This is a genomic window from Sinomonas mesophila (assembly GCF_001999765.1).
Lineage (GTDB): Bacteria > Actinomycetota > Actinomycetes > Actinomycetales > Micrococcaceae > Sinomonas > Sinomonas mesophila.
On sequence record NZ_MTIC01000008.1, the window covers coordinates 108,389 to 123,808 of the forward strand.

Here is a 15,420-nt window from a genome sequence, read left to right on the forward strand (position 1 = left end):
GGTCAGGCGATCCGGTCCAGGATGAGGCGGCGCGCGGGCCGGGAGCCGGCGGGGGCGATCGTCACCGCGCCCTCAAGGGCCTCCTTGGCCCGGGAGAACCGCTCAGGGGTGTCCGTCAGAAGCGTCATGAGCGGCTCCCCGGCGCGCACGCTCGCTCCGGGCTTGGCGTGCAGCCGCACTCCGGCCCCGGCCTGGACGGCGTCCTCCTTGCGCGCCCGCCCGGCACCGAGGCGCCAGGCCGCCACCCCGACCGAGAGCGCGTCGAGGCCCACAAGGACCCCGTCGGCGGGCGCATAGAGGGTCTCGCTCTCCTTCGCCCGCGGCAGGGGCGCGTCCGGGTCGCCGCCCTGCGCGGCCACCATCTTCCGCCACACGTCCATCGCGCGGCCGTCCTGGAGGGCGCGCGCCGGGTCTGCGCTGTGGACGCCCGCCGCGGCGAGCATCTCCTCCGCGAGGCGCACGGTGAGCTCGACGACGTCCTCGGGCCCGCCGCCGGCGAGCACCTCGAGCGACTCCTCGACCTCGATCGCGTTGCCCGCCGTGAGCCCGAGGGGGGTCTCCATGTCCGTCAGGAGCGCGACCGTGGACACGCCAGCGTCCTGCCCGAGGGCCACCATCGTCTCGGCGAGCTCCCGCGCCCGCGCCTCGTCCTTCATGAACGCCCCGGAGCCGACCTTGACGTCGAGGACGAGGGCCCCGGTGCCCTCGGCGATCTTCTTGCTCATGATCGACGAGGCGATGAGCGGGATCGCCTCGACGGTGCCCGTCACGTCCCGGAGCGCGTAGAGCTTCCTGTCGGCGGGGGCGAGGCCGGCGCCCGCAGCGCAGATGACGGCGCCGACTCTCTCGAGCTGGGACATCATCTCGTCGTTGCCGAGCTGCGCGCGCCAGCCAGGGATGGACTCGAGCTTGTCGAGGGTCCCGCCCGTGTGGCCGAGGCCTCGGCCCGAGAGCTGGGGGACGGCGACGCCGAAGGCCGCCACGAGCGGGGCGAGCGGGAGCGTGATCTTGTCCCCCACCCCCCCGGTGGAGTGCTTGTCCGCCGTCGGCCTCCGTCCCCCGCCCGGGGTGCGCAGGGAGGAGAAGTCCAGCCGCTCGCCCGAGGCGATCATCGCCGTCGTCCACCGCGCCGTCTCGCGCTGCGTCATCCCGTTGAGGAGGATCGCCATCGCCAGCGCGGACATCTGCTCGTCCGCGACGGCGCCGCGCGTGTAGGCGTCGACGACCCAGTCGATCTGGGGGTCGGCGAGCTCGCGGCGGTCGCGCTTGGCGCGGATGACGTCGACGGCGTCGTAGGGCTCGGCGCTGACGCCAGGGCTGCTCGCGGTCACTCAGGCTTCCTTCCGGTCGGGGTCAGATTCTCGGGTCCGAAGGCGTCGGGGAGGACCTCGTCCATGGTGCGCACCCCGCGCGTCGTGAGCAGGCGCATGCCGGGGGCGCGGAACTCGTAGAGGAGCTGGCGGCAGCGCCCGCACGGCATGAGGGTCTCACCCTCCGCGTCGACGCACGCGAACGCGACGATCCGCCCGCCCCCGCCCATGGCGAGCGCGCTCACGAGCGAGCACTCCGCGCACAGGGTCAGGCCGTACGAGGCGTTCTCGACGTTGCAGCCCGAGACGATGCGCCCGTCATCGACGAGCGCCGCCGCGCCGACGGGGAAGCGCGAGTAGGGCGCGTAGGCGCGGCGCATCGCCTCGGTCGCGGCCGCGACGAGGGCGTCCCAGTCGACGGCGTCCGGCCCAAAAGAGTCAGCCCTTGACATACGGGATGCCCTCAGCGGCCGGCGGCCGTGAACGGCCCACGAGCCCCGCAACGGCGAAGACCGTCACCAGGTACGGCATCATGGCCATGAACTGGCTCGGGACCGGGGTGCCGATGATGGTCAGGATGGCCTGGAGGTTGTCCGCGAAGCCGAACAGGAGCGCGGCGAAGAACGCGCCGATGGGGTTCCAGCGGCCGAAGATGAGCGCCGCGAGGGCGATGAACCCCCGCCCGCCGGAGATCTCCTTCGTGAAGCTGTCGATGGCCACGAGCGTGAAGAAGGAGCCGCCGATGCCGGCGATCGCGCCGCCGAGCGTGACGTTCCAGAAGCGCGTCGCGTTGACCCGGATCCCGAGCGTGTCCGCGGCCTTGGGATGCTCGCCGACGGCGCGCAGGCGGAGCCCCCAGCGGGTCTTGAACAGGCCCAGCCAGACCACGGCGACGGCGATGTACATGAGGTAGCCGACCACCGACTGCTTGAACAGGATCGGGCCGAGGATCGGGATGGCGCTCAGGACGGGGATCTCGAGGATCGGCAGGCGGCCCGGGCTGTTGAAGAGCTCGGGGTCCTCCTGCATGACCGTCGTGAAGAGGAACCCGGTGAGCCCCGAGACGAGGACGTTGAGGACGACGCCGACGATGATCTGGTTCACGAGGTAGCGGATCGAGAACACGGCCAGGACCATCGACACGAGCGCCCCGGCGACCGCCGCGGCCACGAGGCCCAGGGCCGGGCTGCGGGTGACGGACGCGACGATCGCCGCCGTGAACGCCCCGCCGAGGAGCTGGCCCTCGATCGCGATGTTCACGACGCCCGAGCGCTCGCACAGCACGCCGGAGAGCGAGCCGAACACGAGCGGGACCGCGAGCGTGACGGCGCCGGCGATGAGGCCCGCGAGCGAGATCGACGGCGTCCGGGCGCTGGCCACGACCCAGACGAGGAACGAGAAGACGAACATCACCGCGAACACCGGCCCGGCCCAGCCGGGCGTCCTGCGGCCCTGGAGCTTGAGCCACACGGACCACGCGGCCAGGCCCGCCATGAGCACGCCGAGCACGATCGACGTCGCCATGCCCGGCACGCGCAGCGCCGGGAGGGCGAACGCGTCGCCGCTCGCGCTGATCCCGAACTCGGCCGTCTGGGCCGACCCGAGGAAGCCGAACACCACGAGGGCGACGACGGCGAGCACCGAGAGCGTCGCGGGCACCTTCCAGCCCACGGGGGCACCCGGGGAGATCGCGGGCGCGCTCACGGCGGGGGCGGCTGTGGCGCTCATGCGGCACCTCCTGCGGTCGTGCCCTGGGCGTGCCTGGCGCGCGGTCCGCGCCGCTTCGCCCGCCGGCCGAACCCGAAGAGCGAGCGGATCAGCGGCGGCGCGGCGATGAACAGGACGATGAGTGACTGCACGACGAGCACGATGTCGATCGGGGTCCCCGTCTGGATCTGCATCTGGACCGCCCCGGCACGGAAGGCGCCGAAGAGCAGGCCCGCTGCGAACGTGCCCCAGGGGCTCGAGCGGCCCAGGAGCGCGACGGTGATGGCGTCGAAGCCGTAGCTCGCCGCGACGCCCGTCGTGAGCACCTTCTCGGTGCCCGCGACCTGCGCGACCCCGGCCGCACCCGCGAGGGCGCCCGCGAGCGCCATGACGAGGATCGTCGAGCGGCCGACGTCGACCCCCGCGGTGCGGGCGGCGGAGGGGTTGGCCCCGACGGCGCGGAACTCGAAGCCCACCGTCGAGCGGGACAGGATCCACCACACAGCGACCGTCAGGGCGATCGCGACGACGAATCCGAGGTGCAGGCGCGAGCCCGTGAGCGAGGGGAACACGGCCGTCTCGTCGAGCCGAGGCGAGATGGGGTTGGTCTCGCCGGGGCGCTGGAAGGCGCTCGTGTTGAGCAGGAAGTCCACGAGGTACAGGGCCACGTAGTTGAACATGATCGTGAGGATCACCTCGTGAGCCCCGGTGCGGGCCTTGAGGTAGCCCACGAGCCCACCCCACAGTGCACCGCCGACGATCCCGAGGACGAGGACGAGGAGCAGGTGCAGCCCGAACGGGAGGTGCCACGCGAAGCCGGCGTAGGCCGCGAGCGTGCCGCCGATGATGATCTGCCCCTGGGCGCCGATGTTGAACAGCCCGGCCCGGAAGGCGAGGGCGACGCCGAGGCCGGCGCAGATGAGCGGGGTCGCGACCGTGAGCGTCTCGAGCAGCGGCGCGAAACCCTGCCGGGGGTTGAACACCGCCCCCTGGAAGAGCGCGACGTAGGAGCTCGTGCCGGCGGTCCAGAGGGCCTGGAAGAAGTCGGTAGGCCGCGCGAGGAAATACCCGAGCGTCCGGCCGACCTGCCGGTCGGTGCTCGCGATGAGCAGCCCGCCGAGGACGAGGGCGGCGACGACGGCGAGCAGCGACACGAGGCCGCTGCCAGCCACGATCTCGCGCAGGACGCTCACGCCCTCGGTCTTCGCGGCCGTCGTCGCCGCGACGGGCACCGGAGGCGGGGCCTGGGCGGTCGCCGGGCTGTCCTCCACCGGGGCGCTGCTCGACGGGTCGAGCTGGCTCACAGGGTCCCTCCTTCGCTGTCACGGGTGGGCCTCGGGGATTCCTCGGCCTGGGCCGCGTCCGCGGCGGCGGCCTCGGCCGCGTGTTCTGCCGCTGCTTCTGCGTCTGTTTCTGCCTTCGGCGGGGTCACGCCGGCCATCATGAGGCCGAGCACGTCGCGCGGGGTGCCGGCGGGCACGATCCCCACGAGCCTGCCCTTGTAGAGGACGGCGATGCGGTCGGCGAGCTCGAGCACCTCGTCGAGCTCGGTCGAGACGATGAGCACGGGCGTGCCGCCGTCGCGCTCGGCGACGATGCGGCGATGCAGGAACTCGACCGAGCCGACGTCGACGCCGCGTGTGGGCTGGGAGGCGATGAAGAGCTTGAGCGGGCGCGAGAGCGCGCGGGCCATGACGACCTTCTGCTGGTTGCCGCCCGAAAGGGTCCCGGCGGCGGCCTCGGGCGAGGGCGTGCGGATGTCGAACTCCTCGACGCGCTGGGACGCGTTGGCCCTGACCTCGGCCGGCCGCATCCCGATGCCGCGCGCGTAGGGCTCACGGTCGTACAGGTCGAGGACGAGGTTCTCCGCGACGGACAGGGGGCCAACAAGCCCGTCGACCGTGCGGTCCTCGGGAACGAAGCCGACCCCTGCCCGCAGGACCTCCTTGACGCTGCGGCCGAGGAGCTCCTGCCCCTCGAGCCGGACGCTGCCGCTCACGTGTTCCTGCAGGCCGAGGATGGCCTCGGTGAGCTCGGTCTGCCCGTTGCCCTGGACGCCCGCGACGGCGAGGATCTCCCCGCGCGCGATCGCGAAGCTGAGCCCGTCCACGGCCCGGGTGCCGTTCGGTGCCGTCACGGTCAGGCCCGTCACCTCGAAGGTCGTCTCACCGGGGGCAGCGGGCGCCTTGTCGAGGGACAGGCTCACAGGCCGGCCGACCATCATGGCGGCGAGCTCCGACGGCGAGGCGCCCGGCGCCGCGTCCCCCACGACCTTTCCCCGGCGGATCACCGTGATGACGTCGGAGACGGCCTTGACCTCGCGCAGCTTGTGGGAGATGAAGACGATCGAGGTGCCGGAGGCACGGAGCTGGCGCATGATGTCGAGCAGCTCGTCGGTCTCCTGCGGCGTGAGGACCGCCGTCGGCTCGTCGAGGATGAGCACCTTGGCCTCGCGGACGAGGGCCTTGATGATCTCGACGCGCTGCTGGACGCCGACGGGGAGGTCCTCGACGAGCGCGTCCGGGTCGACGTCGAAGCCGTAGCGGGCGGAGATCTCGCGGATCCGCGTCCGGGTCACGTCGAGGTCGAGGAGGCCCGCGCCCCGCGTGGCCTCGGCCCCGAGCGCGACGTTCTCCGCGACGGTGAAGACGGGGACGAGCATGAAGTGCTGGTGCACCATGCCGATCCCGGCCGCCATCGCGTCCCCCGGCCCCGCGAACCGGACAGGCCGTCCGTCGACGAGGATGCGCCCCGACGTCGGCTCGTAGAGCCCGTACAGGACGTTCATGAGGGTGGACTTCCCCGCGCCGTTCTCCCCGAGGAGGCAGTGGATCTGCCTCTCCTCGACGGTCAGGTCGATGTCCTGGTTGGCGTAGAAGGATCCGAAGGCCTTCGAGATCCCCTGGAGTTCGAGCTTCACGACACCACCGTTCTCCTTGTGGGCCACTCACCGTCCGCGCGCGTCGGCAGCCTCAGCCTAGGGCGCACGCACAGGCGCCGCCAGCACCGGCACGCGGTGCTGGCGGCGCCTGCATGAGCTGCGGCCGCTGGGCTACTTCTTCGGGCTGGCCTGGGACGTGACTGTCACCGTGCCGTCGATGATGTCCTTCCTGAGCTGCTCGAGCTCGGCCTTGGTCTCGGCGCTGACCTTCGCGTCGTAGTCGTGGAACGGCGCGATCGCCACGCCGTCGTTCTCGAGGGTGCCGACGTAGGGCTCGTTGCTGAACTTGCCTTCGGTGTCGTCGCGGACCAGGGCCTCGATCGCCTCGTCCATCTTCTTCATGACGGACGTGAGCATGATGTCCTTGTAGTCAGGGGCGGTGAGATAGCCGTCGGAGTCGACCCAGATGAGGGCGACCTCCTTGCCGGCGGCCTTGGCCTCCTGGAGGGCCGCACCCGCGCCCTTGCCGACCGGGCCGGCGACGGGCATGACGATGTCGGCGCCCTGGTCGAGCAGGTTCTGGGTGAACTGCTTGCCCTTGTCCTGCTTCTCGAAGTCGCCCGTGAACGTGCCGTCCTGGGCCGCCTTGTTCCAGCCGAGGAGCTGGACGTCCTTGCCCTTGGCCTGGTTGTAGGCCGCGACGCCATCCGCGAAGCCGTCCATGAAGATCGTCACCGTGGGGATCTTCACACCACCGAACGTGCCGACGATCCCGGTCTTGGTGGTCGCGGCGGCGGCGTAGCCGGCGAGGTAGGCCGCCTGGGCCGTGTCGTAGACGACCGGCTTGACGTTCGGGACCGGCTGCGCGTAGGCGAAGTCGACGATCGTGAAGTGCTTGTCAGGGTTGGCCTCGGCCGCGGCCTTGGTCGCGTCGCCGAGGAGGTAGCCGACCGTGACCGTGAGGTTGCAGCCCGCCGACATCATGCCGTTGAGGTTGGTCTCGTAGTCGTTGTTGCTCTTGGACTCGGCCTCCTTGACCTGGATGCCCAGATCGGCCTCGGCCTTCTTGAGGCCCTCGTACGAGGACTGGTTGAACGACTGGTCGTCGAAGCCGCCGGAGTCGGAGACGATGCAGCCGATGAAGTCAGGGGCGCTCGCGGTGGGCCCAGTCGTCTCGGGCGGTGCGCCGCAGGCGGAGAGGACGAGTGCCGCGGCGCCGGCCAGCGCCGCGCCGGCAGCGGCCGTCTTCGCGAAATGGGGGCGTGTGGTGATCATGGGTTCCTCCAGATGCACAGGGCGCGGCGTGCCGGGATGCGGAGGCGCGGCCGCTGACGCGTGGTACACGTCACAGACTACTCCGAAGCAAGTCCTTCACACGCCGGTGTCCCAGTCGCGACCGGATCGTTGGCAATCTGTTACCTCAGGGTAGTGGCCAGCCGACGCGTGCGGCTCAGGCTGGGTACCGGGGCCCGACGCTTGCCGTGCTACAGCAGGTCGCGGATGCTCCGCAGCGCCGCGGCGGCGAGGACCTGGACCCCGCAGCCGATCGCCCGCTCGTCGACGACGAGGTCGCCGCGATGCAGGTCGTACTCCTCCCCGCCGGGGGTGTGGGTGCCGAGCCGGAACATCGAGCCGGGAACCTCGGCGAGGAACCAGGCGAAGTCCTCGCCACCCATCGACTGCGGGGTGAGCACGACGGCGTCCTCCCCCAGCTCGGCCCGCGCGGCCGCCTCGATGAGCGCCGTCTCGTGCTCGGAGTTCACGACCGGAGGGACGCCCCGCGTGTGCGAGAGGCTCACGTCGACGCCGTAGGGTGCCGCGACCTGCTCGACGACCTCGTCGAGGAGCTCGCCCGCGCTGTGCCAGGCCTCGCGGTCGAGGCAGCGCATGGTCCCGGACAAGGACCCCGACGCGGGGATCGCGTTGGGCGCCGAGCCGGCGGTGATCTGCCCCCAGACCATGGACACGCCACTTCGGACGTCGACCCTGCGGGACAGGACGGCGGGGACGTTGATCGCGATCTGCGAGAGGACGAAGACGAGGTCCTCGGTCAGGTGCGGGCGGGACGTGTGGCCGCCGCGGCCCGTGAGTTCGATCCGGATCGTGTCCGAGGCCGAGGTGATGGGGCCGATGCGCGTGCCGATCCTCCCGACCTCGATCCGAGGATCGCAGTGCAGCGCCATGATCCGCGGGACGCCCGAGAGCACGCCCTGGTCGATGCACGAGAGCGCCCCACCGGGCATGGTCTCCTCGGCGGGCTGGAAGATCACGCGCACGGTCGCGCCGAGCGGTCGCTCGCGGTCCATCTCGGCGAGCAGGAGCGCGGCGCCGAGCGCCGCCGTCGTGTGCACGTCGTGGCCGCACGCGTGGGTGACGCCGTGGTTGCGCGAGGAGAACGGCAGGCCGGACTCCTCGATGATCGGCAGGGCGTCGATGTCGCCGCGCACGGCCGTTGCGATGGAGCCGGAGCCGATGTCGACGACGACGCCCGTGCCCTCGAGCCGCTGCGGGGCGAGCCCGGCCTTCTCGAGCCGCGCCATGATCCTGTCCGTGGTGCGGAACTCCTGGAACGAGAGCTCGGGGTGTGCGTGGAGGTCGCGCCGGAAGTCGATCAGCTCTGGGAGAAAGGCCTCGAGCCGTGGTCCCACGATCGGCGTGGGCTCGGCTTCCGTCGTATAGTTCCGCACCCGTTCACTCTAGCGTCACCAACGCCTCCGCCCTGCGCGGCGGCACTCGACCAAGTCACAGAACAGCGTCACAGGACGTCGGTGTCGCCGCTGGCCTTGAGGGCGTCGACCGCGCCCTTGACCTTCTGGGCGTGCTCCTTTGTGGTCACGAGCAGCGCGTCGGGCGTGTCCACGATGACGACGTCCTCGATGCCGATGAGCGCGATGACGCGCTTCGTGTCGGAGACGACGACGCCCGAGGCCGAGTCGGCGAAGACGCGCGCGCCCTCGCCGAGCACGGTGACGTTGTTGTCCTCGCGCGCGCTGTTGAGCCGGCCGATCGCCGCGAAGTCACCGACGTCGTCCCAGCGGAAGGCACCGGGCACGACGGCGACGTCCCCGGCGGCGGCGGCCGGCTCGGCGACGGCGTAGTCGATCGCGGTCTTCGGCAGCGACGGCCACACGCGCGCGGCGACCTCGTCGCGCTCGGGGGTGTCCCACGCAGCGGCGATCTCGGTCACGCCCGCGTGCAGCTCGGGCTCGTTGGCCTCGAGGTGCTCGAGCATGAGCGCGACAGGGGCGACGAACATGCCCGCGTTCCAGAGGTACTCCCCGGACTCGAGGTACTTCTCGGCGACCTCGAGGCTGGGCTTCTCGACGAACTCGGCGACGGCGCGGGCGCTCGGGGCGCCGGGCACCTCGAGGGCATCGCCGCCGCGGATGTAGCCGAACCCGGTCGACGGGTGCGTGGGCTCGATCCCGATCGTGACGATCTTCCCGCGCGTGCCCACGGCCGCGGTGTGGACGGCCTCGCGCACGGCGGCCTGGAACACGTCGTCGGGGCTGATGACCTGGTCCGCCGCGAACGAGCCCATGATCGTGTCCGGGCTGCGGTGGTGCAGGATCGCCGCCGCAAGGCCGATGGCGGCGGCAGAGTCCTTCGGCTCGCTCTCGAGCACGAGGTCGTTCGGGTCGAGCTCCGGAATCTGCCGGCACACGGCCGTCTCGTGCGCGCGGCCGGTGACGACGAGGAACCGGCCCTGGGCCAGCGGCTTGAGCCGATCGTAGGTCGCGCGGATGAGCGTGCTGCCCGAGCCGGTGAGGTCGTGCAGGAACTTCGGCGCCGCGGCGCGGGAGAGCGGCCACAGCCTCGTCCCCACTCCGCCCGCGGGGATCACTGCGACGAAGCGGTCGAAGGGGGCGCGCGTCGGGGCAGGCTCGGCCTGGGCAGATTGTGTGCTCATCGCCCTTACTGTAACGGAGCGCCCGGCGCGCCCACGCTCTCGCCGCGCACGCAAGAGGGGAGAACGTGATAATTCCCACGCCCCCCAGAGGCCTTAAAGGGGCAATTCGGTAAGCTCTGAGCGAAGCCTAGATTTAGGCTGGAGCTCAAGAGCGAATGTGCCACTTCATGTCCTGCTGCATGGAAGGGCCACTCTGCACCGGCTGCCCCCTCCGCATGGGCCCCATGCGGGCGCCGGTGCCCGCAGGGAGGTTTATTCAGTGCCGACAAAACCAGCTGGCACCCTGTACCGCGGCCGTGAAGGCATGTGGTCCTGGGTCGGACACCGGGTCACCGGCGTCGTCATCTTCTTCTTCTTGTTGGTCCACGTCCTGGACACCTCGTTGGTGCGCGTGTCCCCCGAGGCATACACGGCCGTCATCGGCGCCTACAAGAATCCCCTCATGGCCCTCGGCGAGACGGGTCTCGTCGCCGCCATCCTCTTCCACGCCTTCAACGGCCTGCGCGTGATCCTGGTCGACTTCTGGAAGAGCGGCCCCAAGTACCAGCGCCAGCTGCTGTGGGCCGTGCTCGTGATCTGGCTCGTGGCCTTCGCCGGCTTCGCGATCCGCCATCTGTCGCTTGCGCTGGGAGGCCACTGACATGAGCGCCGCACCTGAGATCCGCGCCCCGCGCAGCACGTCGCAGACGGGCCGCGTCGCGCCGCAGTACCTCCGCTCCGGTGGCGCGAGGGGCCAGTTCGAGATGCTCGCGTGGCTGTTCATGCGCCTCTCCGGCATCGTCCTCGTGGTCCTCATCTTCGGCCACCTCTTCGTGAACCTCCTCGTCGGCGAGGGCATCCACGCGATCGACTTCGGCTTCGTCGCCGGCAAGTGGGCCGACCCGTTCTGGCAGTTCTGGGACCTCGCGATGCTCTGGCTCGCGATGCTCCACGGCACCAACGGCGTCCGCACGATCATCAACGACTACGCGGAGCGCGACAGCGTCCGGTTCTGGCTCAAGGTCGTCCTCTACGCCGCCACCGCGCTCATCGTCATCCTCGGCACGCTCGTGATCTTCACGTTCGACCCGTGCCCCGTGATCGACGGCGTCCGCCATGTCGCCGACTACTGCCCCGCGCCGTAGCGCGCCCCGACGAGAAGGAAGCATCAAAGCATGCAGGTCCACAAATACGACGTGGTGATCGTCGGCGCCGGCGGCGCCGGCATGCGCGCAGCCATCGAAGCGGGCCAGCGCGCGCGCACCGCCGTGCTGACCAAGCTCTACCCCACCCGCTCCCACACCGGCGCAGCCCAGGGCGGCATGTGCGCCGCCCTGGCCAACGTCGAGGAAGACAACTGGGAGTGGCACACCTTCGACACCATCAAGGGCGGCGACTACCTCGTCGACCAGGATGCCGCTGAGGTCATGGCCAAGGAGGCCATCGACGCGGTCCTGGACCTCGAGAAGATGGGCCTGCCGTTCAACCGCACCCCCGAAGGCCGGATCGACCAGCGCCGCTTCGGCGGCCACACCCGTGACCACGGCAAGGCCCCGGTGCGCCGCGCGTGCTACGCCGCGGACCGCACGGGCCACATGATCCTCCAGACGCTCTACCAGAACTGCGTCCGGCACAACGTCGAGTTCTACAACGAGTACTACGTGCTCGACCTCCTCATCGTCGAGGAGGACGCGACCCGCGCCGACGGCACGCCGTACAAGCAGAAGCGCGTCGCCGGCGTCGTGAGCTACGACCTCGCCTCGGGCGAGCTGCATGTCTTCCAGGCCAAATCGGTCGTGTTCGCCTCGGGCGGCGCCGGGAAGGTCTTCAAGACGACCTCGAACGCGCACACGCTCACGGGCGACGGCATGGGCATCGCCTTCCGCCGCGGCATCCCGCTCGAGGACATGGAGTTCTTCCAGTTCCACCCGACCGGCCTCGCGGGCCTGGGCATCCTCCTGACCGAGGGCGCCCGCGGTGAGGGCGCGATCCTGCGCAACTCGGAGGGCGAGCGCTTCATGGAGCGCTACGCCCCGACGATCAAGGACCTCGCGCCGCGCGACATCGTCGCCCGCGCGATGGCCAACGAGGTGCGCGAGGGCCGCGGCGCCGGCCCGAACAAGGACTACGTCTACCTCGACCTGACCCACCTCGAGCCCGAGCACATCGAGGCGAAGCTCCCGGACATCACGGAGTTCGCCCGCACCTACCTCGGCGTCGAGCCGTTCACCGAGCCGGTCCCGGTGTACCCGACCGCGCACTATGCGATGGGCGGCATCCCGACCAACATCAAGGCCGAAGTGCTCCAGGACAACGACACGGTCGTCCCGGGCCTCTACGCCGCCGGCGAGGTCGCGTGCGTCTCGGTCCACGGCTCCAACCGCCTCGGCACCAACTCGCTCCTGGACATCAACGTCTTCGGCAAGCGCGCGGGCATCCACGCCGCCGAGTACGCCAAGACCGCGGAGTTCATCGAGCTGCCGGAGGAACCGGCCGCGTTCACGGAGGGCCTCCTCGAGTCCCTGCGCAGCGCGAGCGGCACGGAGCGCGTCGCGCACATCCGCCGCGACCTGCAGGAGACCATGGACACGAACATGCAGGTGTTCCGCACCCAGGAGTCCCTCGAGACCGTGCTGCGCGACATCGAGAAGCTCGAGGAGCGCTACGCCAACATCTCCGTCGGGGACAAGGGCAAGCGCTTCAACCTCGATCTGCTCGAGGCCGTCGAGCTCGGCTTCCTGCTCGAGATCGCCAAGGTCATGACCGTCGGCGCCCTGCACCGCGAGGAGTCCCGCGGCGGCCACTACCGCGAGGACTACCCGGACCGCGACGACGCCAAGTTCATGAAGCACTCGATGGCCTACCTGGACACGTCCGTCACGGCGGAGTCCTCGGCCGAGGGCGTGGCTGGCATCCGGCTCGACACCAAGCCCGTCGTCTTCACCCGCTACGAGCCGATGGAGCGTAAGTACTGATGTCTGCTGCAACTGCCGAACCCGCATCCAAGGTCGAGCTCCCCGCCGGGTCCAGCGGCGGCGCGGTGCCGAGCTTCGACATCACGCTGCGCGTGCGCCGCTACGACCCCGAGGTCTCCGAGGAGGTCCGCTGGGACGACTTCAAGCTCACGATGTACGGCACGGACCGCGTGCTGGACGCCCTGCACAAGGCCAAGTGGGAGCACGACGGCTCCGTCTCGTTCCGCCGCTCGTGCGCGCACGGCGTGTGCGGCTCCGATGCGATGCGCATCAACGGCCGCAACCGCCTCGCGTGCAAGACGCTCCTGAAGGACCTCGACACGTCCAAGCCGATCCTGGTGGAGCCCATCAAGGGCCTGCCGGTGGAGAAGGACCTCATCGTGGACATGGAGCCGTTCTTCCAGTCGTACCGCGAGATCATGCCGTTCCTCATCTCCAAGGGCCACGAGCCCACGAAGGAGCGCATCCAGTCGGTCGAAGACCGCGAGCGGTTCGACGACACGACCAAGTGCATCCTGTGCGCCGCGTGCACGTCCTCGTGCCCGGTGTTCTGGACGGACGGGCAGTACTTCGGCCCGGCCGCGATCGTGAATGCGCACCGGTTCATCTTCGACTCGCGCGACGACGCCGGCGACATGCGCCTCGAGATCCTCAACGACAAGGAGGGCGTGTGGCGCTGCCGCACGACCTTCAACTGCTCGGAGGCGTGCCCGCGCGGCATCCAGGTGACCAAGGCGATTGCCGAGGTCAAGCAGGCCATCCTGGCCCGCCAGTTCTGAGGTACTGATCCCCGGGCACGGCCCGGAGTCGCGCAGAGGGCGCCGCTGCACCGCAGCGGCGCCCTCTGCGCGTCAGCGCACCGGTGCCTCGCCGCCGCCCTTCCGCAGGCCACGGAGCCATTGGACCGGGTGAAGCGCACGACGGCGACCCCCGGCTGGGTGCCGCCGCTCGCCGTCGTCCGCGTTCCGGGCCGCCGGAGCGGGTGCTGGGCCGTGGACCGCGTGCTGACGGGCGCGGATGAGCGCCGGGGAGGCATGCAGGCCCACGCGCGCGGAGCCGAAGGCCTCGGCCGCGTGGTGGCCGGCGGCGCTGAGGTCGGCCTGCCGGACTGTGCTCCAGGCCGCGGCCAGGAGGTACACCTGGCTCACGAGGTTGAACCAGATGAGCAGGCCGATGATGATCGCGAACGGCGCGAGAAGAGGGTTCGCCCCCGCCCGGGCCAGCAGCTGGGTGCTGAACGCCTGCAGGAGCGAGGTGCCGACGCCGGCGAGGACCGCGCCTTCAATGAAGGCCCGGCGGCCGAGCGTGAGCCCGCCCGCGAGGCGGAACATGATGACGGCTGTCACCGTGTTGAGGGCGAGGGGCACCGCGAGGCCCACGAGCCAGCCCACCGGGCGCATGAGCGCCCCGTCGAGCCCGAAGTTGCCGGCGATGAAGTCCAGCGCCGCGGTGAAGACGATGCTCACGGCGGACGTGACGACGATGAGCACGCCCAGAAGCAGGAGCGTGCCGATGTCCCGCAGCTTGAGCAGGACGGGGTTGACCGTGAGCGGAGGCAGCCCCACGACGCCGCGCAGCCCGTCGCGCAGGCCCGTGATCCAGCCCAGCGACGAGAACACGGTCACGACGACGGCGATGATCGCTGCCACGCCGAGGCCCGTGGGGTTGAGCAGGTCATCGGGGTCGACGAGGCCCTCTGAGCCGTCCACCCTGAGCAGGCCCGGCGCCGCGGCGGCGACGCTCGCCACGACCCGGTCGACGAGAGCCGGCTGCCCCGCGAGCACGAGGGCCGCGAGGGAGAAGCCCGTGGCCAGGAGGCCGAAGACGGAGAAGAACATGGTGAAGCCGATGCCAGCGCTCATGAGCGGACCGTGGGCGAGCGTGTAGTGCTGGAAGACCCGCACGGGGCGGAACGCCTTGAGCCGCGCGACGAGCCACTGCACCATCGCGAGGGTGACCTTGACCGTGCCCTCCCGGTTCCGCCGGGCCTTGCCGACGTCCTGCCGCCGGCGAAGGACCTCGAGGCGGAGCTTCGCGCGCTCAGTCGGCAGGGGCTGCTCAGCCGGCGTACGGCCGTTCGCGGTCTTCGTCCTCTGCTGCGCCAAATCGAAGCTCTTCCCTCAGCCGCCAGAACCCCTCGGCATCGTGCTCGTACAGGCCCATGCTAGCCACGGTGAAGGACTCGCTGTAGGAGTGGAGCGCCGATTCGGCGGCGTCGAGCTGCTCGGTCGGCACGTCGTGGGCCACCGTCACGTGGGGGTGGTAGGGGAACGGGAGCGTCCGCTCGAGCGGCCCCTGCTGGAGCGCCTCGTGCAGGCGGACGCACTCGTCGAAGCCGTCCGTGACCTTGAGGTAGACCACCGGGGAGACCGGCCGGAACGAGCCCGTCCCGGCCAGCTCGACCCGGAAGGGCTCGGCACCCGCCGCGACGGAGCGCACGTGGTCCACCGTCGCGTCCCAGTCGTCCGTCTCGGTCGTCGTCACGAGCGTGATGTGTGCGGGGATGACCTCTGCCATGGGGTCGCCGAAGGAGGCGCGCCATGACCTGAGCTCCCGCGCGATCCGCTCGGGGAAGCCGAGGATGACCCCCACGAGCGGCGCCGGCGCCGCCGCGGGCGCGGCGCCGCCCGCCGTCCTGGCGTTGTCGAGCTCGGGCAT

At 70.8% G+C, this 15,420-nt stretch carries 14 protein-coding genes; 4 read left to right on the plus strand and 10 right to left on the minus strand.

Going from position 1 to position 15,420, the window contains the following annotated elements; translation table 11 throughout:
* Window positions 1–2: 2 nt before the first annotated feature.
* The 8 genes from BV907_RS13880 to BV907_RS13915 form a co-directional block, all read right to left on the minus strand.
* Window positions 3–1,331, minus strand: coding sequence for a thymidine phosphorylase (locus tag BV907_RS13880; RefSeq protein WP_077490333.1), 1,329 nt, complete (start codon window positions 1,329–1,331; stop codon window positions 3–5).
* Window positions 1,328–1,762: a cytidine deaminase gene (locus BV907_RS13885; protein ID WP_077490334.1), complete on the minus strand. Its 435-nt coding sequence runs from the start codon at window positions 1,760–1,762 to the stop codon at window positions 1,328–1,330. The genes BV907_RS13880 and BV907_RS13885 overlap by 4 nt, the downstream gene beginning before the upstream one ends.
* Window positions 1,749–3,038, minus strand: coding sequence for an ABC transporter permease (locus BV907_RS13890; protein ID WP_077490335.1), 1,290 nt, complete (start codon window positions 3,036–3,038; stop codon window positions 1,749–1,751). The genes BV907_RS13885 and BV907_RS13890 overlap by 14 nt, the downstream gene beginning before the upstream one ends.
* On the minus strand, window positions 3,035–4,321 hold the full coding sequence (locus BV907_RS13895; RefSeq protein WP_077490336.1) for an ABC transporter permease: 1,287 nt from the start codon (window positions 4,319–4,321) through the stop codon (window positions 3,035–3,037). Before BV907_RS13895 ends, BV907_RS13890 begins: the two co-directional genes overlap by 4 nt.
* The gene (locus BV907_RS13900; RefSeq protein WP_077490337.1) at window positions 4,318–5,937 is read right to left on the minus strand and encodes an ABC transporter ATP-binding protein; all 1,620 of its coding nucleotides are present in this window, start codon (window positions 5,935–5,937) and stop codon (window positions 4,318–4,320) included. The genes BV907_RS13895 and BV907_RS13900 overlap by 4 nt, the downstream gene beginning before the upstream one ends.
* A gap of 132 nt (window positions 5,938–6,069) precedes the next feature.
* Window positions 6,070–7,173 carry a BMP family lipoprotein gene (locus BV907_RS13905; protein WP_077490338.1) on the minus strand — a complete coding sequence of 368 codons (1,104 nt, stop codon included), beginning with the start codon at window positions 7,171–7,173 and terminating at the stop codon, window positions 6,070–6,072.
* A gap of 209 nt (window positions 7,174–7,382) precedes the next feature.
* A complete protein-coding gene (locus tag BV907_RS13910) occupies window positions 7,383–8,585 on the minus strand; it encodes an amidohydrolase (RefSeq protein ID WP_077490339.1) in 1,203 nt (400 codons plus the stop codon).
* Between the two features lie 68 nt (window positions 8,586–8,653).
* Complete coding sequence (locus BV907_RS13915; protein WP_077490340.1) at window positions 8,654–9,808, minus strand: mannose-1-phosphate guanylyltransferase; 1,155 nt, start codon at window positions 9,806–9,808, stop codon at window positions 8,654–8,656.
* A 259-nt stretch (window positions 9,809–10,067) separates the two neighbouring features.
* Between BV907_RS13915 and sdhC the strand changes: the two genes are divergently transcribed.
* Genes sdhC through BV907_RS13935 form a run of 4 tightly spaced genes read left to right on the plus strand, consistent with a single transcriptional unit; the run spans window position 10,068 to window position 13,541 of the window.
* Window positions 10,068–10,448, plus strand: a complete 381-nt coding sequence (sdhC, locus tag BV907_RS13920) for a succinate dehydrogenase, cytochrome b556 subunit (RefSeq protein ID WP_077490341.1) — start codon at window positions 10,068–10,070, stop codon at window positions 10,446–10,448.
* Between the two features lies 1 nt (window position 10,449).
* Entirely contained in the window at window positions 10,450–10,932 is a 483-nt protein-coding gene (locus BV907_RS13925; protein WP_077490342.1) for a succinate dehydrogenase hydrophobic membrane anchor subunit, read from the plus strand.
* 30 nt (window positions 10,933–10,962) lie between these two features.
* Window positions 10,963–12,762 carry a succinate dehydrogenase flavoprotein subunit gene (gene sdhA, locus BV907_RS13930; protein WP_077490343.1) on the plus strand — a complete coding sequence of 600 codons (1,800 nt, stop codon included), beginning with the start codon at window positions 10,963–10,965 and terminating at the stop codon, window positions 12,760–12,762.
* Window positions 12,762–13,541 carry a succinate dehydrogenase iron-sulfur subunit gene (locus BV907_RS13935; RefSeq protein ID WP_077490344.1) on the plus strand — a complete coding sequence of 260 codons (780 nt, stop codon included), beginning with the start codon at window positions 12,762–12,764 and terminating at the stop codon, window positions 13,539–13,541. The genes sdhA and BV907_RS13935 overlap by 1 nt, the downstream gene beginning before the upstream one ends.
* Window positions 13,542–13,613: 72 nt before the next feature.
* Here BV907_RS13935 and BV907_RS13940 read toward each other — a convergent pair whose 3' ends face one another.
* On the minus strand, window positions 13,614–14,867 hold the full coding sequence (locus BV907_RS13940; protein ID WP_342745557.1) for a YihY/virulence factor BrkB family protein: 1,254 nt from the start codon (window positions 14,865–14,867) through the stop codon (window positions 13,614–13,616).
* Window positions 14,821–15,420, minus strand: coding sequence for a 2'-5' RNA ligase family protein (locus BV907_RS13945; RefSeq protein WP_077490345.1), 600 nt, complete (start codon window positions 15,418–15,420; stop codon window positions 14,821–14,823). The genes BV907_RS13940 and BV907_RS13945 overlap by 47 nt, the downstream gene beginning before the upstream one ends.

Bases quoted from the DNA above. Each gene is read 5' to 3' on its own strand.
- BV907_RS13915 (WP_077490340.1), bottom strand. From the start codon at position 9,808: ATGAGCACACAATCTGCCCAGGCCGAGCCTGCCCCGACGCGCGCCCCC.
- sdhA (WP_077490343.1), top strand. From the start codon at position 10,963: ATGCAGGTCCACAAATACGACGTGGTGATCGTCGGCGCCGGCGGCGCC.
- BV907_RS13935 (WP_077490344.1), top strand. From the start codon at position 12,762: ATGTCTGCTGCAACTGCCGAACCCGCATCCAAGGTCGAGCTCCCCGCC.
- BV907_RS13925 (WP_077490342.1), top strand. From the start codon at position 10,450: ATGAGCGCCGCACCTGAGATCCGCGCCCCGCGCAGCACGTCGCAGACG.
- BV907_RS13945 (WP_077490345.1), bottom strand. From the start codon at position 15,420: ATGCCCGAGCTCGACAACGCCAGGACGGCGGGCGGCGCCGCGCCCGCG.
- BV907_RS13905 (WP_077490338.1), bottom strand. From the start codon at position 7,173: ATGATCACCACACGCCCCCATTTCGCGAAGACGGCCGCTGCCGGCGCG.
- BV907_RS13885 (WP_077490334.1), bottom strand. From the start codon at position 1,762: ATGTCAAGGGCTGACTCTTTTGGGCCGGACGCCGTCGACTGGGACGCC.
- BV907_RS13890 (WP_077490335.1), bottom strand. From the start codon at position 3,038: ATGAGCGCCACAGCCGCCCCCGCCGTGAGCGCGCCCGCGATCTCCCCG.